The 20,174-nt window shown below is 67.3% G+C and carries 17 protein-coding genes, 1 tRNA gene, 1 pseudogene and 2 riboswitches; of the genes and pseudogenes, 12 read left to right on the top strand and 7 right to left on the bottom strand.

Annotation, left to right across the window (positions count from 1 at the left end; all coding sequences use genetic code 11):
* Positions 1 to 66: 66 nt before the first annotated feature.
* Positions 67 to 1,506, bottom strand: a complete 1,440-nt coding sequence (gene lysA / locus IF64_RS0121895) for a diaminopimelate decarboxylase (RefSeq protein WP_030534046.1) — start codon at positions 1,504 to 1,506, stop codon at positions 67 to 69.
* 7 nt (positions 1,507 to 1,513) lie between these two features.
* Complete coding sequence (gene argS / locus IF64_RS0121890) at positions 1,514 to 3,175, bottom strand: arginine--tRNA ligase (RefSeq protein WP_030534045.1); 1,662 nt, start codon at positions 3,173 to 3,175, stop codon at positions 1,514 to 1,516.
* A 191-nt stretch (positions 3,176 to 3,366) separates the two neighbouring features.
* Between argS and IF64_RS0121885 the strand changes: the two genes are divergently transcribed.
* Positions 3,367 to 4,176: a thioredoxin-like domain-containing protein gene (locus IF64_RS0121885; RefSeq protein ID WP_030534044.1), complete on the top strand. Its 810-nt coding sequence runs from the start codon at positions 3,367 to 3,369 to the stop codon at positions 4,174 to 4,176.
* A 55-nt stretch (positions 4,177 to 4,231) separates the two neighbouring features.
* Entirely contained in the window at positions 4,232 to 5,053 is an 822-nt protein-coding gene (locus IF64_RS0121880) for a DUF305 domain-containing protein (RefSeq protein WP_030534043.1), read from the top strand.
* A 3-nt stretch (positions 5,054 to 5,056) separates the two neighbouring features.
* On the opposite strand, the gene IF64_RS0121875 is transcribed toward IF64_RS0121880, so the two are convergent.
* Positions 5,057 to 5,977, bottom strand: coding sequence for a cation diffusion facilitator family transporter (locus tag IF64_RS0121875; protein ID WP_030534042.1), 921 nt, complete (start codon positions 5,975 to 5,977; stop codon positions 5,057 to 5,059).
* A gap of 178 nt (positions 5,978 to 6,155) precedes the next feature.
* Here IF64_RS0121875 and IF64_RS0121870 point away from each other — a divergent pair.
* Both IF64_RS0121870 and IF64_RS0121865 read left to right on the top strand, forming a co-directional pair.
* Positions 6,156 to 6,228, top strand: a tRNA-Arg gene (locus IF64_RS0121870).
* A 112-nt stretch (positions 6,229 to 6,340) separates the two neighbouring features.
* Complete coding sequence (locus IF64_RS0121865; protein WP_157575531.1) at positions 6,341 to 7,891, top strand: tyrosine-type recombinase/integrase; 1,551 nt, start codon at positions 6,341 to 6,343, stop codon at positions 7,889 to 7,891.
* A gap of 12 nt (positions 7,892 to 7,903) precedes the next feature.
* On the opposite strand, the gene IF64_RS0121860 is transcribed toward IF64_RS0121865, so the two are convergent.
* From IF64_RS0121860 to IF64_RS28165, 3 genes are read right to left on the bottom strand one after another with little or no spacing between them, the layout of a single operon-like run.
* On the bottom strand, positions 7,904 to 8,263 hold the full coding sequence (locus tag IF64_RS0121860) for a DUF4198 domain-containing protein (protein ID WP_246134750.1): 360 nt from the start codon (positions 8,261 to 8,263) through the stop codon (positions 7,904 to 7,906).
* Positions 8,248 to 9,828 (bottom strand): hypothetical protein, encoded by a 1,581-nt coding sequence (locus IF64_RS0121855; RefSeq protein WP_030534039.1) that lies wholly within the window; start codon positions 9,826 to 9,828, stop codon positions 8,248 to 8,250. Before IF64_RS0121855 ends, IF64_RS0121860 begins: the two co-directional genes overlap by 16 nt.
* A 2-nt stretch (positions 9,829 to 9,830) precedes the next feature.
* Entirely contained in the window at positions 9,831 to 10,442 is a 612-nt protein-coding gene (locus tag IF64_RS28165) for a helix-turn-helix transcriptional regulator (protein WP_342779922.1), read from the bottom strand.
* Positions 10,443 to 10,521: 79 nt separating this feature from the next.
* Between IF64_RS28165 and IF64_RS26295 the strand changes: the two genes are divergently transcribed.
* The 5 genes and pseudogenes from IF64_RS26295 to IF64_RS26755 all read left to right on the top strand — a co-directional run bounded on the left by IF64_RS26295 (position 10,522) and on the right by IF64_RS26755 (position 12,370).
* On the top strand, positions 10,522 to 10,836 hold the full coding sequence (locus IF64_RS26295) for a helix-turn-helix domain-containing protein (protein WP_051758062.1): 315 nt from the start codon (positions 10,522 to 10,524) through the stop codon (positions 10,834 to 10,836).
* Positions 10,833 to 11,201, top strand: a complete 369-nt coding sequence (locus IF64_RS0121845) for a WhiB family transcriptional regulator (protein WP_084706029.1) — start codon at positions 10,833 to 10,835, stop codon at positions 11,199 to 11,201. The genes IF64_RS26295 and IF64_RS0121845 overlap by 4 nt, the downstream gene beginning before the upstream one ends.
* Positions 11,198 to 11,524: a hypothetical protein gene (locus IF64_RS0121840; RefSeq protein ID WP_030534036.1), complete on the top strand. Its 327-nt coding sequence runs from the start codon at positions 11,198 to 11,200 to the stop codon at positions 11,522 to 11,524. Before IF64_RS0121845 ends, IF64_RS0121840 begins: the two co-directional genes overlap by 4 nt.
* Positions 11,521 to 12,003: pseudogene (locus IF64_RS0121835) on the top strand (hypothetical protein); the annotation flags it as partial. The gene IF64_RS0121840 and the pseudogene IF64_RS0121835, both read left to right, overlap by 4 nt.
* 13 nt (positions 12,004 to 12,016) lie before the next feature.
* Positions 12,017 to 12,370: a CoA transferase gene (locus IF64_RS26755; RefSeq protein WP_145600400.1), complete on the top strand. Its 354-nt coding sequence runs from the start codon at positions 12,017 to 12,019 to the stop codon at positions 12,368 to 12,370.
* Between the two features lie 308 nt (positions 12,371 to 12,678).
* Here IF64_RS26755 and IF64_RS28325 read toward each other — a convergent pair whose 3' ends face one another.
* Positions 12,679 to 12,744, bottom strand: coding sequence for a mannosyltransferase YkcB-related protein (locus IF64_RS28325; RefSeq protein WP_484266851.1), 66 nt, complete (start codon positions 12,742 to 12,744; stop codon positions 12,679 to 12,681).
* A gap of 476 nt (positions 12,745 to 13,220) precedes the next feature.
* A riboswitch (cobalamin riboswitch) is annotated at positions 13,221 to 13,437 on the top strand.
* A gap of 130 nt (positions 13,438 to 13,567) precedes the next feature.
* Between IF64_RS28325 and IF64_RS0121830 the strand changes: the two genes are divergently transcribed.
* The 3 genes from IF64_RS0121830 to metE all read left to right on the top strand — a co-directional run bounded on the left by IF64_RS0121830 (position 13,568) and on the right by metE (position 20,116).
* The gene (locus tag IF64_RS0121830; protein ID WP_281292241.1) at positions 13,568 to 16,126 is read left to right on the top strand and encodes a ribonucleoside-diphosphate reductase subunit alpha; all 2,559 of its coding nucleotides are present in this window, start codon (positions 13,568 to 13,570) and stop codon (positions 16,124 to 16,126) included.
* 50 nt (positions 16,127 to 16,176) lie between these two features.
* Complete coding sequence (locus IF64_RS0121825; RefSeq protein WP_051758061.1) at positions 16,177 to 17,256, top strand: ribonucleotide-diphosphate reductase subunit beta; 1,080 nt, start codon at positions 16,177 to 16,179, stop codon at positions 17,254 to 17,256.
* A gap of 211 nt (positions 17,257 to 17,467) precedes the next feature.
* Positions 17,468 to 17,697, top strand: a riboswitch (cobalamin riboswitch).
* A 133-nt stretch (positions 17,698 to 17,830) separates the two neighbouring features.
* On the top strand, positions 17,831 to 20,116 hold the full coding sequence (gene metE, locus IF64_RS0121820; protein WP_030534032.1) for a 5-methyltetrahydropteroyltriglutamate--homocysteine S-methyltransferase: 2,286 nt from the start codon (positions 17,831 to 17,833) through the stop codon (positions 20,114 to 20,116).
* The last annotated feature ends 58 nt before the right edge of the window (positions 20,117 to 20,174 follow it).

Here is a 20,174-nt window from a genome sequence, read left to right as displayed (position 1 = left end):
CCTCCAGAACCTGCGGGACACCCGCACCCGGTCGGCTTACACGAGCGAGAAGCGCACAAGGGTCGCTCATGACGCCTCCAGCCGCAGCATGTCGTCGTACGTCTCCCTGCGCAGCAGCAGCCGGTGGGAGCCGTTCCGCACGGCGACCACCGCCGGCCGCGGCTGACGGTTGTAGTTGCTGGCCATCGAGTAGCAGTACGCACCCGTGGCGGCGACCGCGAGCAGATCGCCCGGTGCCAGGGTCTCCGGCAACCAGCAGTCACGGACGACGATGTCACCGGACTCACAGTGCTTTCCCACGACGCGGGACAGGACGGCGTTCACCGGCTCCGGCTGGCCGTCGTCACCGGCGCGGGAGACCAGGCGCACGTCGTAGGCCGCGTCGTACAGCGCGGTGCGGATGTTGTCGCTCATCCCGCCGTCGACGCTGACGTACCGCCGCACCCCCTCGTCGCCGAGCACGACGTCCTTGATGGTGCCGGTCTCGTAAAGCGTGACCGTGCCGGGACCGGCGATGGCGCGCCCCGGCTCCCCCGCGATCCGCGGCACCGGGATGTCGGCGAACGCGCACTCCTTGCGCACGATGTCGCGGATCTGCGTGACCAGCTGCGCGGGTGGCGGCGGGTTGTCCTTCTCGGTGTAGGCGATACCGAACCCACCGCCGAGGTCGACGGTGGTGAGGCTCTCGAGCGCCTCGGCGCCGTGTTCCTTGCGCAACTCGACGAGCAGGCCGACCACGCGCCGCGCGGCCACCTCGAAACCGTCGGCGTCGAAGATCTGCGAGCCGATGTGGCTGTGCAGGCCCACCAGCTGCAACGACGGCGCGTTCAGCACCCGGCGCACGGCCTCCGCCGCGTCCCCGGACGCGAGCGAGAAGCCGAACTTCTGGTCCTCGTGGGCGGTGGCGATGAACTCGTGGGTGTGCGCCTCGACGCCGACCGTCACGCGCACCAGCACCTGCTGCACGACGTCCTTGCGCGCGGCGATCTCGGCGAGGCGGGCGATCTCGTAGTACGAGTCGAGCACGACCGTGCCGACCCCCGCGTCGACGGCGGCCTCGAGTTCGTCGACCGACTTGTTGTTGCCGTGGAACGTGATCCGCTCCGGCGGGAACTCGGCGCGCCTGGCGACCTCGAGTTCTCCTCCGCTGCACACGTCCAGGCTCAGCCCCTGGCCTGCGACCCAGCGGGCGACCTCGGTGCAGAGGAAGGCCTTACCCGCGTAGTGCACGAGCGCCGGGTCCTCGAAGGCGGCGGCGTACTCGGCGCAGCGGAACTTGAAGTCGGCCTCGTCGATGACGAACAGCGGCGTGCCGTAGGTGCGGGCGAGCTCGCGCACGTCCACTCCGGCGATACGGACCACGCCGTCCGGACCGCGGAACGTGTTGCGGGGCCACACCTTCGCGTGCAGCCGGTCGATCTCGTCCGAACTGGACGGCGGGAAACCTGCCTGATCGGCGTGCGGGTAGACCTCGGCGTGCCGGGGCCCCGCGGGGTGTGCACACATTCCTTGCTTACATCCGTTCCGGGGCGGATACCCCGAGCAGGGACAGTCCGTTGGCGAGCACCTGGCGCGCTGCTTCGCACAGCGCCAACCGGGCGAACGTGAGGTCGGTCGGTTCCTCATCGCCCTGAGGGAGCACGCGCGCGACGTCGTAGAACTTGTGGTACGCCGACGCCAGCGATTCGAGATAGCGGGCGATGCGGTGCGGTTCCCGCAACTCCGCCGCCTTGGCCAGCACGCTCGGGAACTCGCCGATCGTGCGGATGAGGTCCCCTTCGCGGGGATGCGAGAGCAGCCCGAGGTCCACCTCGTCCGCGGGTTTGCGCTCGATGCCCAGCTCGGCCGCGTTGCGCTGCAGCGACGCCAGCCGCGCGTGCGCGTACTGCACGTAGAACACCGGGTTCTCGTTGGTGTGCTTACGCAGCAGGTCGAGGTCGATGTCGATGCTGGAGTCGACCGAGTAGCGCGTCAGCTCGTAGCGCGCCGCGTCGACGCCGACGGCCTCCACCAGGTCCTCGAGCGTCACGACCGTTCCGGCGCGCTTGCTCATCCGCACGGGCTTGCCGCCGCTGACCAGGTTGACCATCTGGCCGATCAGCACCTCGACGACGTCCGCGTCGTAACCCAGGGTCACCGCGGTGGCCTTGAGCCTGCCGATGTAGCCGTGGTGGTCGGCACCGAGCATGTAGATGCACAGGCCGAAGCCGCGCTCGACCTTGTCGCGCAGGTAGGCGATGTCGCCCGCGATGTAGGCGGGGTCGCCGTCGCTCTTGATGACGACGCGGTCCTTGTCGTCGCCCTGGTCGGTCGTACGCATCCACCAGGCGCCCTCGGACTCGTACAGCGCGCCGGTTTCCTTCAGCTCCTCCACGACCGCGGCGACCTTGCCGCTCGAGTGCAGCGAGTCCTCGTGGAAGAAGACGTCGAAATCGGTGCCGAACTCGTGGAGGCTCTGCTTGATCTCCTCGAACATGAGGCCGACGCCGATCCGGCGGAACGTCTCCCTGCACTCGTTCTCGGGCAGCGACAACGCCCCCGGTTCCTCGGCGAGGACGGCCTTGGCGATCTCGTCGATGTAGGCACCCGCATAGCCGTCCTCCGGCGCAGGCTGTCCCTGCGCGGCGGCCAGCAGCGAGGAGACGAAACGGTCGATCTGCGCACCCGCGTCGTTGAAGTAGTACTCGCGGGTGACCTCGGCGCCCTGGGCCGACAACACGCGCCCGAGCGCGTCCCCGACGGCGGCCCAGCGGGTGCCGCCGAGATGGATGGGCCCGGTCGGGTTGGCCGAGACGAACTCCAGGTTGATTCGCGTTCCGGCGAGCGCGTCGCCGCGGCCGAACGCCTCGCCCTCGGCGAGCACGCGGTTCACGATCTCGCCCTGGGCGTCGGCGGCGAGACGCAGGTTCAGGAACCCGGGTCCGGCCACCTCGGCGGACTCGACGCCGTCGGCGGCGGCCAGCTCGGCGGCGAGGGCGTCGGCCAGCTCGCGCGGCGCCATCCCTACTTTCTTCGCGACCTGCAACGCCACGTTGGTCGCGTAGTCGCCGTGTTCCGGGTTGCGGGGTCGCTCCACCGTCACCTGCTCAGGAAGCACGCCGGTGTCGAGGCCGCGGGCCTCGAGAACCGTGACGGCGGACGAACGCACGAGGTCAGCAAGGGCGGAGGGAGTCACCCGGCGAGTGTACGTTCGGGGGCGACGACGCTCTGTCACCGGCTCTCCCTCGATGTGCGCGGGCGCATAGGCGCTCGGGGACGGCCCGGGTGCGGTTGTGCGGCACTTCACCGAGGCGCCACCCGGTGTCGGTTTTCGTATCCCTACACTCCCCGACGGGGTACTCGGTCCCGAAGGAGACAACTGGAGCCATGGCCAGCGGCAAGAAGGGCAACCGCAAGCCGAACGCGGTCAAGGCGGCACGCGGGTCGGCCGTCGGCACGAAGAACATCCCGTGGGGCACCATCATCGCCGTCGTGGCGATCGTGCTGCTCGCGGGCGGCGTCTTCGGCTACTACTACGTCGCATCCAGCGACTCCAGGGAACAGAAAGACCGGGAGCAGGCCGCGGCCGAGCAGTTCACGCCGAGCAAGGACAACCCGGACCCGTCGACGAACATCCGCGGCGTGCAGACCGCGGAGTACCAGGCCGGTGCCCACGTGCTGCCCAACGAGCGCGTCGCCTACGACCAGGCGCCGCCGTTCGGCGGCCCGCACGACGGGTTCTGGGCCTCGTGCACCGGCACGGTGTACGACGAGGCGGTGCGTAACGAGAACATGGTGCACGCGCTCGAGCACGGCGCCGTGTGGATCGCCTACGACCCCGAGCAGGTCAAGGGCGAGGACCTCGAGGCGCTGCGGATCCGGGTCGAGAACAAGCCGTTCATGATGCTCTCCCCGTACCCGAACCTCGACAAGCCGGTGTCGCTGCAGTCGTGGGGCCACCAGTTGAAGGTCGACGACGTCGACGACGAGCGCATCGACCAGTTCATCGCCGCCCTCAAGCGCAACGCGAACACGTATCCGGAGGTCGGCGCCTCCTGTGACGCGCTCGGCCCGGGCCAGTTCGACCCGGAGAACCCGCCGAAGTTCGACCCGAGCGAGCCGGGCAAGGACGCCAAGCCGATGGACTACCAGGGTTCGCAGAACGCCGTCGACGAGTCGATGGGCGGCGGGCAGTAACCTTTCGGTCACTCCGCCAGCCCGACCCGACCGTTCCAGGGATTCCGCAGCGCACATGACCGACAAGCCAGACGAACCGCGTTCCACCGAGCCCACGACCGAATCCGACGGCCAGGATCCGCCGGATTCGCCGGAACGGGACGAGAGCCGCCCTCCGCGGCAGCGGGAGTGGCCCAGGTACGTCATCTTCGGCGCGGCGGCGCTGGCGTTGCTGCTGGTCGGCGCGACCGTCGGCCTGCTGGTGGCGCGCAGCACCGAGGGCGAGGAGTCGGCGATGCCGGGGCCGGTGGACGTCGGGTTCGCGCAGGACATGTCGGTGCACCACCTGCAGGCCGTGACCATGGCCAACTGGGCCCGCGACCACAGCACCGATCCGGCGGTCAAGCAGCTGGCGTTCGACATCGCCAGCACCCAGACCGAGCAGATCGGCCGCATGAAGGGCTGGCTGATGCTGTGGGGCAAACCCGAGGAGCCCGCGGGCGAGTACATGACCTGGATGTCGGAGCCGATGGGCGGCCACGACCACGATTCGAGCTCCGAGGAGAACTCGACGGCGGCCTCGGAGTCGGAGGCCGCGCCGTCGGGCCCGTCCGGCGGTCAGGTCGGGGGCAGCAGGGCGATGCCGGGCATGGCGACCGAGCAGGAGCTGGCGAAGATGCGGTCGCTGTCGGGCGAGCGCCTGGACGTCTACTTCCTGCAGTTGATGCTGCGACACCACGAGGGCGGCGTGAGCATGGCCGAGTACGGCCGCAACCACGCCCGGATCACGGCGGTCAGCACGTTGGCCACGAGCATGCTGGCCTCGCAGCGGCCCGAGGCCGACACGATGCGGCACATGCTGGCCGAGCGGGACGCCGAGCCGCTGCCGTTCCCCTGAGGCTCACCAGGTGAGCTGTTCGCATCGGCGCGCGTGTTCGCGGGGTTCGACCTGCAGGGTGGCGTGTTCGATGCCGTAGTCGGCCGACAGCACGTCCCTGGCCGAGGCGAGCACGTCGGAGGTGTCGGCCTGCGGCCCGACGGTCAGGTGGGCCGAGGCGACCTCCATGCCGGACGTCAGCGTCCACACGTGCAGGTCGTGCACGTCGTCGACGTGGTCGAGTTCGGCGAGGCGGGCACTGATCCCCGCGACGTCGACGCCACGAGGTGCGTGCTGGAACAGGATGCGCAGCGAGCGGGCGGCCAGGACGGCGGTGCGCGGGAGGATCCACACGCCGATGGCCACACCGGCGATGGGGTCGGCGTAGCGCCAGCCGGTGAGCAGCGTCAAGGCTGCGCTGATCAGGACGGCGACGGAGCCGACGAGGTCGGCGAGGACTTCGAGGTAGGCGCCGCGCAGGTTGAGGCTCTCCTGGGCGCCGGAGCGCAGGAGCGCGAACGCGACGATGTTGGCGACCAGGCCTGCGGTGCCCGCGACGAGCACGGGCAGGCCGGGCACCTCGGGGGCGTCGCCGATGCGGCTGATCGCCTCGTAGACGACGTATCCGCCGACGCCGAACAACAGGAGGGCGTTGGCGAGCGCGGCGAGCACCTCGGCGCGGTACAGGCCGAAGGTGCGGGTGAACGTCGGGCCGCTGCGGCGGGCGAGCACGACGGCCACGAGGGCCATGCCGAGACCGAGGACGTCGGTGAACATATGCGCGGCGTCGGAGATGAGCGCCAGCGACGAGGTGGCGAAGCCGACGGCGAACTCGAGGACCATGAACCCGGCGCTGATAGCGAGGGCGGCGGCGAGCCTGCCCTGGTGCGCGCCGGACGCCGACAGGCCGGCGTGCCCGTGGCCGTGTCCATGACCGTGCCCCATCGGTCCCCTCTCCAGACATATAGCGACATACGCATGTGTGCACTACAGGTAACCCTAACCCGAAATTGGCGTAGCACGACAGACGCGGCGGTGGAGCTCACACGGGAGTAATCGGGGACCACGCGCACGGGGCGAGAAGGGGATGCGATAGGCTGCTGACGTCACCGAGAGGTGGCGGGCCCTCGTAGCTCAGTGGATAGAGCACTGCCCTCCGGAGGCAGGTGTCGCAGGTTCGAATCCTGCCGAGGGCGCCCGATCAAACGGCCCGTGAGCAGCAGAAATGCCAGTCGCGGGCCGTTTTTCATGATCGCGACCAGTTTCGCGTGGTGCGGGTTGTGGTGCGAGTCGCGTTACGCTCGCACCATGAAGCAGCGTGAGGGGCGCTCCCGAGGCTCGATCGAGCAACTCCGCAGTGGCGCACTGCGGGTGAAGGTCTACGCCGGCATCGACCCTCTCAGTGGGAAGCGTCACTACCTCCGCGAGACCGTTCCCGCTGGGCCGAAGGCGGAGAAGGAAGCTCAGAAGGTCCTCACGCGGCTGGTCAACGAGGTCAACGAGAGCCGGAACCCGCGGACCAACGCGGCAGTCGGCCAGCTGATGGATCGATACCTCGAGTACGTGGACGTCGACCAGAGCACGCGGACGCGATATCGCATCGCGATCGACACCCATATCAAGCCGTTGCTCGGGGTCACACCGCTGGCGCGTCTGAACGGCGAGGTCCTGGACTCCTTCTACCGGACTCTCCGAACGTGCCGCGACCACTGCGGCGGGAAGCCGTTCGTCGAACACAAGACGGCCCGGCCGCACACGTGCGACGACTCCTGCCGACCGCACACCTGCAAGCCGCTCGCACCTGCGTCGATTCGCAAGATCCACACCTGCCTCAGCGGCGCGATGAAGGCCGCCATCCGGTGGCAGTGGATCGCGGTCAACCCGCTCGAACAGGCGCAGCCCCCGAAACGACCACCATCCAATCCACACCCACCGACACTTGAGCAGGCGACCGCGATCATCAACGAAGCGTTCAAGGACCTGCCGTGGGGAATGCTCGTGTGGGTCGCGATGACAACGGGAGCGCGTCGAGGCGAACTCTGCGCGCTGCGTTGGGACTACCTCGATCTCGACAACGCGAGCATGGCCGTCCGCACCAGCATCGCCCAAGAAAACGGGCACACGTGGGAGAAGGACACCAAGACCCACCAACAGCGGCGGATCACGCTCGATCCGGAGACCGTCGCCCTGCTCCGCATCTACCGACAGCACTGCGAAGAAGAAGCCCGAAGCGTTGGCGTGATCCTCGACGCCGACAGCCGCGTCTTCTCCCGCGACGTCGATCACGAGACGTGGTTGAAACCAAGCAGCGTGACGCAACGCTACCGGCGCATGTGCGCATCCCTCGGCTGGAAGATGAACCTGCACCAACTTCGGCACTACTCGGCGACCGAACTCATTGCCGCCGGCGTGGACGTACGGACCGTCGCAGGGCGCCTGGGACACGGAGGCGGTGGCACGACCACCCTCCGTGTGTACTCCGCGTGGGTCGCGGAAGCCGATCAGAAAGCTGCGGGGAAACTCACCGGTCGCATGCCGAGCGCGCCAATTGCGATCGACCACCAAGGCAACCCGCGGTCTCCGCTCGAGCCCGACACATCGAACCCGTACCAGAAGATCGCAGCCGACATCCGCGGCGCGATCTCGGCAGGCTTCCTACCGCCAGGCTCGACGCTCCCCACTGTCACCGAGTTGGCGAGCCGCTATCACGTGTCAACAGGAACGGCGCACCGCGCGATCGCACAGCTGCAGTCGGACGGCCTCGTAACGGCGAGTCGCGGCAAGCGCGCGACTGTCGTCGAGCAATCGGAAGGCTCAGCCACAGGAGTCACGGACATCGGCACGAGACGACCGAGCTGAGGTACCCGGAGGTCAGACCGACGGCCACCGCACCGTGAGAACGACCGACTCTTCGAGAGCTTCCCAGGTGTGGTCCACGCCCGGCCCCCAGGTCGCGTAGTCGCCGGGCTTCGTGAACGTCGCGTCGCCCTGCGTTGACTCGACTCGGAAGCGGCCGCTGATGAGCATGACGAGGGTGGTCCGCTGGTCGTCAGTGGTCCAGCCGGCGCGTTTGTCACCCTCAGGGTGGGTGGCCCACTTGACTTCGACATCACTGGTGGAGCGGACGCCGTGCGATGGGTCGAGGAAGTGACCCACGATCCAGCCTCGGGTGTCGACGCCGTCTTCGGCTGCGTTGCCGGTGTGCCAGCTTTCGGTCACCGTGTCTCCCATGCGATGGACGGCAGCTTGACTCGCTGTCCGCCGATCTCGGAAAGCCGCCGGAGGCCCTGCAGGAACGCGAACAGTCCTTCGTTGCTCCACGTTACCTCGCTGATCAGCTCGGTCAGGAGCTCCGGGTCGCGCGTGGAGTATCGACGTAGGTTGGACGCCTCCCAGTTCGCCTCAACCTGTCCGCCGTACTGCACCCAGAACTCCTCGTCCTCGATGACGATCAGGCTGGGGAACTCGTAGTTTCCGCTGACGAGGTTGAAGCCGAACGCGGTGCACTCCATCCTGATCCGCTCGCCGACGGGGCGTTCGAGAAGCCACCGCATCGGAGCGGTTAACCGGCTGGGATGCATGGGATCAGCGCTTCGTTGGTCGCCGAGGGTGTTGTCGATGTCGTCGCGCCCGAACAGCTCTTCCTCGGCCTCCCGCAAGAGCGTCAGTCCGAGCCGAGTATCGCCGCGCAGGTCCGCCATCGGTTGGTGGAACCCCTTGGGAATGACCGAAAGCTGACGGTTGGCGTTGAGGACGTTGCCGGACCGCTGCTGAACGAGGAGCAGGTAGTCGGCGTCACCGTGCAGCCCCGCCGGGCGCGCAATGGCGCAGAGCGCAAGCGCCCCGCCCGTGCACACTCGGCTGCTGGGGTCGGCGACGGACGACAGTTCGGGCAGGAAACGGTCCCGCAGTGGCAGTTCGCCGGCGGCCAGGCCGTTGCCACTTGCGAGCGCGTCGAGGAGCTCCCCTTCGAGCAGGTCCATCGTCAGCGCGTACTCCACGAACGGCACTACTCCGACACAGCCGCCGATGCCATCGGCGCCGACCTGGACACTCTCGAGCCCGTACAGCGGCATGTTCACGAGCCGCATTCCGAGCTCGAGCGTCTCCGCAAGACGTGTCACGGCTGCGTCCGTGGTCAGCTCATCGATGACCGTCAAGGCTCCTCGATCCTGCTCGTCGAACACCAGGCCGTCTGACGTCGTCGCGAGGGGGCATGCGAGGTCGAGCCATTCCGGCCGGGTCAGGATCGTCGTGCTGACGTGCTTACCAGCGACGCTCGCGGTGTAGCGGCCGTAGCCGCCGGTGGCCCGCCCGTAGTACTGCTCCAGCGCGTAAGCGACCTGCGCCGAGGTCACTCCGCCTCGCCGGGTTCCGCGGTCACGGAGCTCGCGGGCGTCGATCGCGGCCAGGCGCTCCGCCACCTGCTGGCGGTGTGCGCCCGCTTCCCTGTCGCTGTACGTATCGAGCCATTCGAGCGCAGCACTCATGTTCGGGTCCGCTGTCAGCCGCCTTTCGGCGTCCGCGTGTGCTGCCGTGTCCGTGGGGCCCGAGTCCGCGTCAGCGGCTCCGCCCAGCTCGTCGGAGAACCGCTGGCGAACCGACGCTGATACGCGCTCGTAGGCGGTTTCCAACAGCTGCTGGATATTGGACTTCGGGGTGATACCAGGGTTTTGATGCCACGAGGCGACCGTCCGGACACCGATGTCGAGGTGTGCGGCAAACCTCTCGTGGCTGAAGCGGAAAGCACGCTGAAGAGCGCAGGCGGTACGTCCGGTCCATGACTCCGTCGGCATCGTCAACGCTCCCGCCGGCTCGTCAGCTCCCGCAACTGTTCGACCACGGCCGCCAGTCCGGCTTCTATCCGTGAGAGGCGACTATCGAGCGAATCCATGCGCTTTTCGAGCCGCTCCGCCGCGGTATCTGGCGTTTCGAGATTCCCCTCGGGCGGCTGACGACCGTTCAGAACCGCGTCGAGGTAATCGGGATGCCAGCCCAAAGTTATCGACAATGATTCGAGCGTCCGCGGGCTACGTTTGCGGTTGACCGTGTTCCGCTGGATTTCACGAACGATTGCGGAGGACACCTGCGACCGTTCCGCCAATTCACGCTGGCGCCAGCCGAGCTCTTTGACGCGATCGTTGATGGCTTTCGCGACCGCGGCCCAGTCTTCCGACACGCACTCCTCCGTGTTCCCGTTCCCGCGCCACACCGTAGCGGACGAAGACGCGCCGCCGCCGGACCGACCGCCATACAGAGAACACTTCAACCGAACCATCGATGATTTCATCTCTACAAAGATGAAATAATCGACATCGGGTGCAGAACCGAGAACGAACAGCCCACGCAGACGCATCCACCGACGCGACGAGAACCTTGCCGAAAAAGGCAGAAAAATGCCGACCCGCATGGGTCCTGCATTGGTTCTGCATTTGTTCCGCACTGGTCGTGCATGGTTGGTGGGATCGATTTTTCCTTGAATCGAAGTCATGGAAATAAACCAGAACGGAACGCCTCGAGAGAGCAGCCCGGAAACCACAGGAAACCGTAAACCCCAACCAGCGTTCTACACCGTCAAGGAAGCCGCGGAGCTCCTCCGAGTCGGGGCATCGACGCTGTATCGCATCATCCGCGAGGGCGACTTCCCGGCCGTCCGGCTCCGCTCGCGCTACGTCGTCCCCGCGGAGGCTCTCGACCAGCTCCTCGAAGAGGCGAAGGCCACGGGCAGCGTCGTCGACCCCTGCCGCATCGCCGAACAGCGACGCATGGTCCGGGAAGTCGCGCGGTATGGGGGTGCGCGATGAGGAACCCCAAGGACTTCGATCACTTCGACGACTTCCTGTCAGCCCTTGCGGAAGACCTCGGCCACTATGCCGATGTGCCCGAGAACGTGCTCGAGCACGTCGTGCGCCGCGACGGCTCGTGCATGTGGCTCTACACCTTCGGCGATATCCCCGAATGGACTGGCGACGACGCCACCGATCGCCGGCTTGCCGAGGAGATCTGCCGGGACTGCCCGGTGCAGGAGATGTGCCTCGAACTGGAACTCCGACAGTCGGGCCCCTTCACGACCGGAGTGTGGGGCGCTCTGCCTGAACAGGACCGACGAGCGCTGTACCTGATCTGGCGGGATCGGCACGACCAGCGCGAGGGCGGTGACGACGAATGAACGCGTCGCTCGTACAGCCGCTGGTCGCCATCGGAGCGGCGCTCAGCGTGGTCGTCCTGTGGAAGGTGGCGGCGATGAAGCGCCGGAAGCGGCGGGAGGACGAACGCCCGAGCGCTCGTCTGCTGTCGCTATTCGGCCGGGTTGTCGTCACAGCCCTGTTGATCGTGGGTGTCCAGTGGGCGGTGCTCGTGGCCGCCCCCAATAACCACGGCCTGCTGCTGGGCATACTCGCGGTTCCGGCGCTCTTTGCGGCTCACGCGATCACGAAGGCCGTGACGGTGACGACCGCAGATGCTCCCCGGACACGGGGTGGTCGGCGATGATCCGCCGACAGGATGGGGACAGGGCGGCCGCCTCCGGGCGGCCACCCGCCACCCCCACGGAAGTGGCACGTATCGAACGTGTCCGCGTTCAGGTGGATCGCTTGTGCTGGGCGGGCATCACGCTCGGCCTGGCGTTCACGATGACCAACGTCCAGCACTTCGCCGCAGCGGGCTCATCGACATGGTCGCTTCCATGGCTCGCTGCGTGGCTGCTCGACCCGACGGTGTCGCTCGTACTCATTGCGATCCTGCGCGCCGAGCAGGTGACGGCCAGGTACGGCGTCCCGATGGGCCCGTGGGTGCGCCGTGCGAAGTGGTTCACGCTCGGCGCGACCTACGTCATGAACACGTGGTCGTCGTTCGCGGCCGGTTCATGGTCCGGCATCGTTCTCCATTCGGTGCCACCGCTGCTGGTGTTCATGGCCGCGGAAGCTGTGACCGACCTCCGCGACCGGCTCACCGTCGTTGCCTCTATCGCACGTGGCGGGCCGCATGGCCGATATCGATGAACTCGAACGTGTCGTCGCAGCATGGACGAGCTCACTCACGACCGAAGAGCTGTCCGCCCGTCTAGAGGAGGCGGGAATCCCCTTCGGCCCGATCCTCTCGATCGAAGACGCTGCGGAACATCCGCAACTGCGAGCGCGCGACATGGTTGTTGACACCCCGCACACAGCGTTAGGTTCGGTGACCCACATCGGACTTCCCGTCAAACTCAGCGCGAGCCCTGGCCGGATCCGCCGCTCGGCGCCAAGAGTCGGCGAGCATACCGCCGAGATCCTTACTGAGCTGCTCGGAATCACACCCGACCAGCTAGATCACCTACGAGCCGCTGGCGCCGTATGACCGACACGACAACACGAGTCGCCTGCGGAACGAGTGCGAGCCATACCCGGAGGCCTCCCGAATCCAAACCCGCACCCGCGAGCCGAAACCCAGATGGACGATCGGGCAACATGCAGTTCAGGAGGGTGGGCCGGGTCGGACTTGAACCGACGGCCAAGGGATTATGAGGCACCCGGCAACCGTCGCACAGCAGCGTCACCAGCGGAAACGCTCACTCGAGACGTCACGATGGGTGCGAACAAGGCACCATGGCGAACCATTTCGCACCCAAACTCGCACCTATCCGGCGACGCTGCGACTTCCGACACTCACTGCTTGAACTGAGCGAGCGTCGGTGCGGGGTCGCCGCCGTTGAATCCGCCGACGGCGATCACCGGACGTCCGGAGGCGAGCTACAGACTTCCCTGCCCCTGTGCTCCCATGGCGGCCGCGGCCAGCCGGTGTCGGTGTCCTGTAGCGCCGCAGTGAGCTCGGCGTCGGTCGTTCCCGTTCCTTGGCCGCCCTGGCCGCCCTGGGGGCCCATCGGGTCGGTGCCGTCGCCGGCCGGGCCGGTCGTCGGCAGTGAGCCGGTGTGTGAACCGACGCTGTCGTCTGCGCATAGGCTCCGGTCGCCGACAGTCCCGCCAACGCGGTCACCACAGCCACCACGACGACGGCCTTCCGGAATCGGTGCACGCCGACGGCGATCGCCGTCCCGGCGAGGACACCCCAGTGCCAGCACGATCCACCGCAACGCGGGACGCCCGTCCAGGGTGCGCTCGAGCAGTACCAACGCCCACGCCGCGGTGACCGCGAGTGCCGCTACGACACGCCCATCTTGGGTGATGCGGAAGTGTGGATCACAAGATGTAGTATTGCTTCCGCTGGTGGTCCACGGAGTCTGCAATAGCCTTCGTGGGGCAAGAGGGAACCTGGTGCGAATCCGGGACTGCCCCGCAGCGGTGAGCGGGAACGACAGCCGTCAGAAGCACTGGACACGACAGGGGTCCGGGAAGCGATGGCCGGTAGGTCGGCACACGGTGCCGGTGCCCGCGAGTCCGAAGACCTGCCATCGGCGCGCGCACACCCGTGCGCGCTGTCCCGGGCCTCGCGGGAAGGCTGACGCGGACGACGAACAACGGCAGCGATCCGTGCTCCGATTCGTCGCACGTCCAGCTGCTCGCGAGCGCCGTCCACGACTCGCGAGGAGAGAGTGACGTGACTCAACGCGCGACCGCCGTATCCCCCACCGCACCGGAATCGCCGCCGGCCGTTCGACACCGGCCACACCACGAGCCGCCGTATGACGGCACCACCGAATCCGACCCGGCTCTCGCTCCCCGTCTGACGATCACCGATGCAGCCGGCGAAACCCGCCCACTCGACTGGACGCGCGTGTGCACGCTGGTCGAACAGGCGAGCTCCGGCCTGTCCGATGTAGATGTTCCGGCCGTGCTGCAGGAGCTGCGGCGCGGTCTCTACAACGGGATGACCACAGCCGAGCTCGACCAAGCGCTCGTCATGGCCGCACGCACCTTCGTCGAGCGCGCCCCCGAGTACTCGCGCGTCAGCGCGCGACTGCTGCTGGACACGCTGCGACGCGAAGCGCTGTCGTTCGTCGCGGGCGAACCGGCCGAGGCGGATCAGGAACAGATCCGTGGCCGCTACCCCGACTACTTCGCGGACTACGTGCGGCGCGGCGTCAAACTGGAGGCGCTCGATCCCGAGCTGGCCACGTTCGACCTGGAACGCCTCGGCGCCGCGCTCGACGCGGATCGGGACCTCGAGTTCGACTTCCTCGGACTGCAGACGCTCTACGACCGATACCTACTGCACCACGGCGGCACCCGGTTCGAGCTGCCGCAGGCGTTCTTCATGCGTGTGGCGATGGGACTTGCGCTGCGCGAGGACGACCGCGAAGCGAGGGCGATCGAGTTCTACCTGCTACTGTCGTCGTTCGACTTCATGTGCTCGACACCGACGCTGTTCAACGCGGGCACCACCCGACCGCAGCTCTCCTCGTGCTTCCTGACTACCGTCGACGACGATCTGGACTCGATCTTCCGGGCATACCGCAACAACGCACTGCTCGCGAAGTACTCGGGCGGCCTCGGCAACGACTGGACCCCGGTTCGCGGACTGGGCGCCCACATCAAAGGAACCAACGGGACCTCACAGGGCCTGGTGCCGTTCCTGAAGATCGCAAACGACACCGCGGTCGCGGTCAACCAGGGCGGCAAACGCAAGGGCGCGGCGTGCGCCTACCTGGAGACCTGGCACATCGATATCGACGAGTTCCTGGACCTGCGCAAGAACACCGGCGACGATCGACGGCGCACCCACGACATGAACACCGCGAACTGGGTACCGGACGAGTTCCTGCGCCGCGTCGAGGCTGACGACGATTGGACGCTGTTCTCACCGGACGAAACGCCCGACCTGCACGAGGTCTACGGCACCGAGTTCGACGAACGCTACCGAGCCTACGAGGCCGCAGCTGATCGCGGCGAAGTGGCGGTGTTTCGCCGCGTGCGTGCAGTGGAACTGTGGCGCCGGATGCTGACGATGCTCTTCGAGACCGGACATCCCTGGATCACGTTCAAGGATCCGTGCAACCTCCGCTCCCCGCAGCAACACGCCGGAGTCGTACACTCGTCGAACCTGTGCACCGAGATCACCCTCAACACGACTGCCGACGAGGTCGCCGTCTGCAACCTCGGCTCGATCAACCTCGCCGCGCACGTCACCGCCGACGGCCTCGACCACGCCCGGTTGGAACGCACCATCCGCACGGCCGTTCGCATGCTCGACAACGTCATCGACATCAACTTCTACACTATTCCCGAGGCCAGTCGGTCGAATCTGAAACACCGCCCGATCGGGCTCGGGCTCATGGGCTACGCCGATGCGCTGTTCCGGCAGCGGATCCCGATGTCCTCGTCGGAAGCGGTGACCTTCGCCGACCACAGTACGGAGCTGATCTCGTATCACGCGATCGCGGCCTCGGCCGAACTGGCGAAGGAGCGCGGCCGTTACGAGTCCTTCGAAGGATCGTTGTGGAGCCGAGGGATCCTGCCACTGGACTCGCTGCGCCTACTGGAGGACGCCCGTGGCGGCGACGTCCAGCTCGACCATTCATCCACTCTGGACTGGGACACGCTGCGAGATCGCGTGCGCGAACAGGGGATGCGCAACTCGAACGTCATGGCCGTCGCGCCGACGGCGACGATCTCCAACATCTGCGGCGTCGCCCAGTCGATCGAGCCACTCTACCGGAACCTCTACGTCAAGGCGAACATGTCCGGCGACTTCACCTCGATCAACCCGTCGCTGGTCGACGACCTTCGGCAACGTGGCCTATGGGACGAGGCGATGGTGGCCGACCTGAAATACTTCGACGGCCGTCTCGGTGACATCGACCGTGTCCCCGCCGAGCTCAAGGAGCTCTACGCGACCGCATTCGAGATCGACTCGTCGTGGCTGATCGCCGCCGCCGCGCGCCGGCAGAAATGGATCGACCAGGCACAATCGCTGAATCTCTACGTCGCGGGCGCCAGCGGCCGCAAACTCGACGAGCTGTACCGGCTCGCATGGCGCCACGGGCTCAAGACCACGTACTACCTGCGATCCACCGGGGCCACCCACGTCGAGAAGAGCACGCTGCGCGGCACGGACGGCAGGCTCAACGCCGTTCCGGCGGTGGACCCACCCGGCTCGTTTGCGGTCTCGAACGGCGCCTGCTCGGTCGACGACCCCGAGTGCGAGGTCTGCCAGTGACGGGCACCCGAGACCACAAGACACCGCACGTGACCACGGAAGCGAGCTCCATGACCGTCAAACCCACCTCCGGCACGGCGATGACCGGACTCGGCGCGATCGACCGACGCGCCGGTCGCGTCGAGGTCGGCGAGAAGTCGATGCTCAACGCCCGTGCCGACGTCAACCAGCTGCTGCCGATGAAGTACGGCTGGGCGTGGCAGAAGTACCTCGCCGGCTGTGCCAACCATTGGATGCCGACCGAGGTGTCGATGCAGGCTGACATCGCACTGTGGAAGTCGCGCGACGGACTGACCGACGACGAGCGCCTGATGCTCACGCGCAACCTGGGATTCTTCGCCACGGCGGAATCACTGGTGGCCAACAACATCGTGCTCGCCGTGTACCGCCACATCACCAACCCCGAGTGCCGTCAGTACCTGCTGCGGCAGGCCTTCGAGGAGGCCGTACACACGCACACGTTCCAGTACATCTGTGAGAGCCTCGGGCTCGACGAGGGAGAGCTGTTCAACGCCTACCGGGAGATCCCGTCGATCGCCGACAAGGACTCGTGGGCACTGCACTACACCCAGAACCTCGAGAATCCCGACTTCACGACCGGCACCCCCGAGGCCGACCAGGCGTTCCTGCGTGACCTCGTCGCCTTCTACGTGATCTTCGAAGGCATGTGGTTCTACACCGGTTTCGCGCAGATCCTGTCGCTGGGAAGGCGCAACAAGATGATCGGCATCGCCGAACAGTACCAGTACATCCTGCGTGACGAGTCGATCCACCTGAACTTCGGCATCGATTGCATCAACCAGATCAAGCTCGAGAACCCGCACCTGTGGAGCCCGGAGTTCCAGGAGGAAGTGCGGCGGATGCTGACCGAGGCATGCGAGCTGGAGATCGCCTACGGCCGCGACACCATGCCCCGCGGCATCCTGGGGCTCAACGCCGAGCTGTGCGCGCAGTACATGCACTTCATCACCAACCGCCGGTGTGCCCAACTGGGACTGCGACCGGTGTTCGCCGAGGTCGACAACCCGTTCCCGTGGATGTCGGAGGCGATGGACCTGCAGAAGGAGAAGAACTTCTTCGAGACCAGAGTGATCGAGTACCAATCGGGCTCGACCCTCGACTGGGACTGACACCCGCCCGCGACCCGGGCCGGTCGCCACGGTGTCCGGTCCGGGTCCCTCGGCGCACGCCGGACCGACGGGTCGTTGTGATCGACATCTCCGGCGCCGCCCGATGGTCGGGAAAGCCGACGTCGTGCGCCGTGCCGGACCCGAGCGAGGCCCTTGCAAGTTCCCTCCGATGAGCCGTGCGGGCTTGTTATGGAGCTGACCACGACTAGCCTGATGGTGCTGGTGGTTCGTCCGTGCCCCATCACGACCCGGTCGCGTCGGGTTCGGACGAGGCAAGAGGGAACCCGGTGCGAATCCGGGACTGCCCCGCAGCGGTGAGCGGGAACGACAGCCGTCAGAAGCACTGGATGCGATCCGGGAAGCGACGGCCGGTAGGAATTCCGGCGTGCAGCGCCGGCAACGCCCGCGAGTCCGAAGACCTGCCACCGGTACGTGCGCCGTGGCGCGCGTGGTCCGAGGTCTCGCGGGAGGACCTGACGGACGACCGGTTGGCGGCGAAGTGTGCCGCTCTCCGGTCGGCGTGTCCTCTCGAAGACCTCGGCGTCCGTATCGTCGAGCTCGCGAGGAGAGAGCCTTGACCGGCACCATCGGATCCACCGTCCTGGGATATCCCCGTATCGGACCCAACCGGGAACTCAAACGCGCCCTGGAGAAGTACTGGTCGGCCGAGACCGACGAAGCCGACCTGCGTGACGTCGCGCGGAAACTCCGCGTCGACTCCTGGCACGCACTGCACAACGCCGGGCTCGACTCGGTACCCGGCAACACGTTCTCCTACTACGACCAGGTCCTGGACACCGCCGTCACGGTCGGCGCCGTCCCGCACCGTTACCGCGAGCTGGGCCTGAACCCGCTGGACACCTATTTCGCCATGGCACGCGGCGTGGAATCGACGCCGCCGCTGGAAATGACGAAGTGGTTCGACACCAACTACCACTACCTCGTTCCGGAGATCGGACCCGACACTGCGTTCTCGCTCTCCGACCGGACAGCGGTCGAACAGTTCCGCGAGTCCGCCGAACTCGGCATCACGACTCGCCCGGTGCTGGTGGGCCCGCTCACGTTTCTGTTGCTGTCCAAACCGGACGACGATGCACCGGACGGGTTCCGACCGCTGGACCGCATCGACGATCTCGTCGACGTCTACGCCGCCCTGCTCGCCGAGCTCCGGCGTGCCGGGGCGGAGTGGGTACAGCTCGACGAACCCGCGTTCGCGGCCGACCGCACGCAGGCCGAGCTGGACGCGCTCCGAGAAACCTACCGCCAGCTCGGTGGCCTGTCCGAACGGCCGAAGCTCCTCGTCGCGGGCTACTTCGGCGACCTCGGCGACGCCCTGAAGATACTGATCTCCTCCCCCGTCGACGGCGTCGCCGTCGACCTCGTCACCGACCCCGCCACCGTCGGCGCGTTGCCGACACTGACCGGCCTGCTGGACAAGACCCTGGTCGCAGGACTGGTCGACGGCCGCAACATCTGGCGCACCGACCTCGACAAGGCGCTCGCCACGGCGGCGAAACTGCTGGGCAGTGCTGGCGAGCTGGCTGTCGGCACCTCGTGCTCGCTGCTGCACGTGCCCTACGACGTCGAGCCCGAGGACATCGATCCCCAAGTCAAATCCTGGCTGGCGTTCGCGACGCAGAAAGTGCGCGAGGTGGTCACCCTCGGCAGGGCCTTGCGCGAAGGCCGGGACGCAGTGGCCACCGACCTCGCCGTCGCCCGCGCTGCCATCACCGACCGCGCCACCGCGGATCGGGTACGCGACTCCGACGTGCGATCACGAGTGGCGGCGCTGCGCCCCGAGAATTCCCGGCGCGCCGAATATCCGGTGCGCCGCGACGCACAGGCCGCGGCGCTGGCGCTGCCACCGCTGCCCACCACGACGATCGGCTCGTTCCCGCAAACCACAGACGTCCGCAAGGCTCGTGCGCAGCTGCGCCGCGGCAGCATCGACGAAGCCACCTACCGCCGGCGGATGCGCGAGGAGATCGAGCGGGTGATCCGCCTACAGGAGGATCTCGGCCTGGATGTGCTCGTGCACGGCGAGCCCGAGCGAGGCGACATGGTGCAGTACTTCTCCGAGTATCTGGAGGGGTTCGCCTCCACGCACCACGGCTGGGTGCAGTCCTACGGATCCCGGTGTGTTCGCCCGCCGATCCTGTTCGGCGACGTGTCCCGGCCGGAACCGATGACGGTCGACTGGACCACCTATGCCCAGGGCCTCACGTCGAAGCCGGTGAAGGGCATGCTCACTGGCCCGGTCACGATCCTGGCGTGGTCGTTCGTGCGCGACGACCAGCCACTCGGGGACACAGCTCAACAGGTCGCGCTGGCGATCCGGGACGAGGTGCGCGACCTCGAAGCGGCGGGGATCAGGGTGGTGCAGGTCGACGAGCCGGCCCTGCGGGAACTCCTGCCGCTGCGGGCCGCACGGCAGCAGGAGTACCTGGACTGGGCAGTCGAGTCGTTCCGGCTCGCCACCTCCGGCGTCACCGACGGCACGCAGATCCACACCCACCTGTGCTACTCGGAGTTCGGCGACGTCATCGACGCGATCGTCGCGCTCGACGCCGATGTGACGAGCATCGAGGCCGCTCGCTCGCGCATGGAGGTCCTCCGCGACCTGAGCGACGTCGGCTACGCCAAGGGCATCGGACCGGGCGTCTACGACATCCACTCCCCGCGAGTGCCCGAATCCTCCGAGATCACCGAACTGCTGCGGGCAGCCCTGGAGGCCGTGCCCGCCGAACGGCTGTGGGTCAACCCGGACTGCGGACTCAAGACCCGCGGTTACACCGAGGTCGGCCACGCGCTGCGGAACATGCTCGCCGCGACCACACGCGCACGCGCAACTCTGAGCTGACCACTCCAGCACCCGGGAGCACCGGTGTGGGGCCGCCGAACCGATCGGCGGCCCCACA

The sequence above is a fragment of the Prauserella rugosa genome (genome assembly GCF_000719975.1).
Classification (GTDB): domain Bacteria; phylum Actinomycetota; class Actinomycetes; order Mycobacteriales; family Pseudonocardiaceae; genus Prauserella; species Prauserella rugosa.
The sequence above is the reverse complement of the archived record's forward strand: the minus strand, read 5'-3'. Positions and strand labels throughout refer to the sequence as shown.

Bases quoted from the DNA above. Each gene is read 5' to 3' on its own strand.
- IF64_RS0121845 (WP_084706029.1), top strand. From the start codon at position 10,833: ATGAGGAACCCCAAGGACTTCGATCACTTCGACGACTTCCTGTCAGCC.
- IF64_RS0121875 (WP_030534042.1), bottom strand. From the start codon at position 5,977: ATGGGGCACGGTCATGGACACGGCCACGGGCACGCCGGCCTGTCGGCG.
- IF64_RS0121840 (WP_030534036.1), top strand. From the start codon at position 11,198: ATGAACGCGTCGCTCGTACAGCCGCTGGTCGCCATCGGAGCGGCGCTC.
- lysA (WP_030534046.1), bottom strand. From the start codon at position 1,506: ATGTGTGCACACCCCGCGGGGCCCCGGCACGCCGAGGTCTACCCGCAC.
- IF64_RS0121885 (WP_030534044.1), top strand. From the start codon at position 3,367: ATGGCCAGCGGCAAGAAGGGCAACCGCAAGCCGAACGCGGTCAAGGCG.
- IF64_RS0121855 (WP_030534039.1), bottom strand. From the start codon at position 9,828: ATGCCGACGGAGTCATGGACCGGACGTACCGCCTGCGCTCTTCAGCGT.
- IF64_RS26755 (WP_145600400.1), top strand. From the start codon at position 12,017: ATGGCCGATATCGATGAACTCGAACGTGTCGTCGCAGCATGGACGAGC.
- IF64_RS0121880 (WP_030534043.1), top strand. From the start codon at position 4,232: ATGACCGACAAGCCAGACGAACCGCGTTCCACCGAGCCCACGACCGAA.
- IF64_RS28165 (WP_342779922.1), bottom strand. From the start codon at position 10,442: ATGCGGGTCGGCATTTTTCTGCCTTTTTCGGCAAGGTTCTCGTCGCGT.
- IF64_RS0121825 (WP_051758061.1), top strand. From the start codon at position 16,177: ATGACCGTCAAACCCACCTCCGGCACGGCGATGACCGGACTCGGCGCG.
- IF64_RS26295 (WP_051758062.1), top strand. From the start codon at position 10,522: ATGGAAATAAACCAGAACGGAACGCCTCGAGAGAGCAGCCCGGAAACC.
- IF64_RS0121865 (WP_157575531.1), top strand. From the start codon at position 6,341: ATGAAGCAGCGTGAGGGGCGCTCCCGAGGCTCGATCGAGCAACTCCGC.
- IF64_RS0121860 (WP_246134750.1), bottom strand. From the start codon at position 8,263: ATGGGAGACACGGTGACCGAAAGCTGGCACACCGGCAACGCAGCCGAA.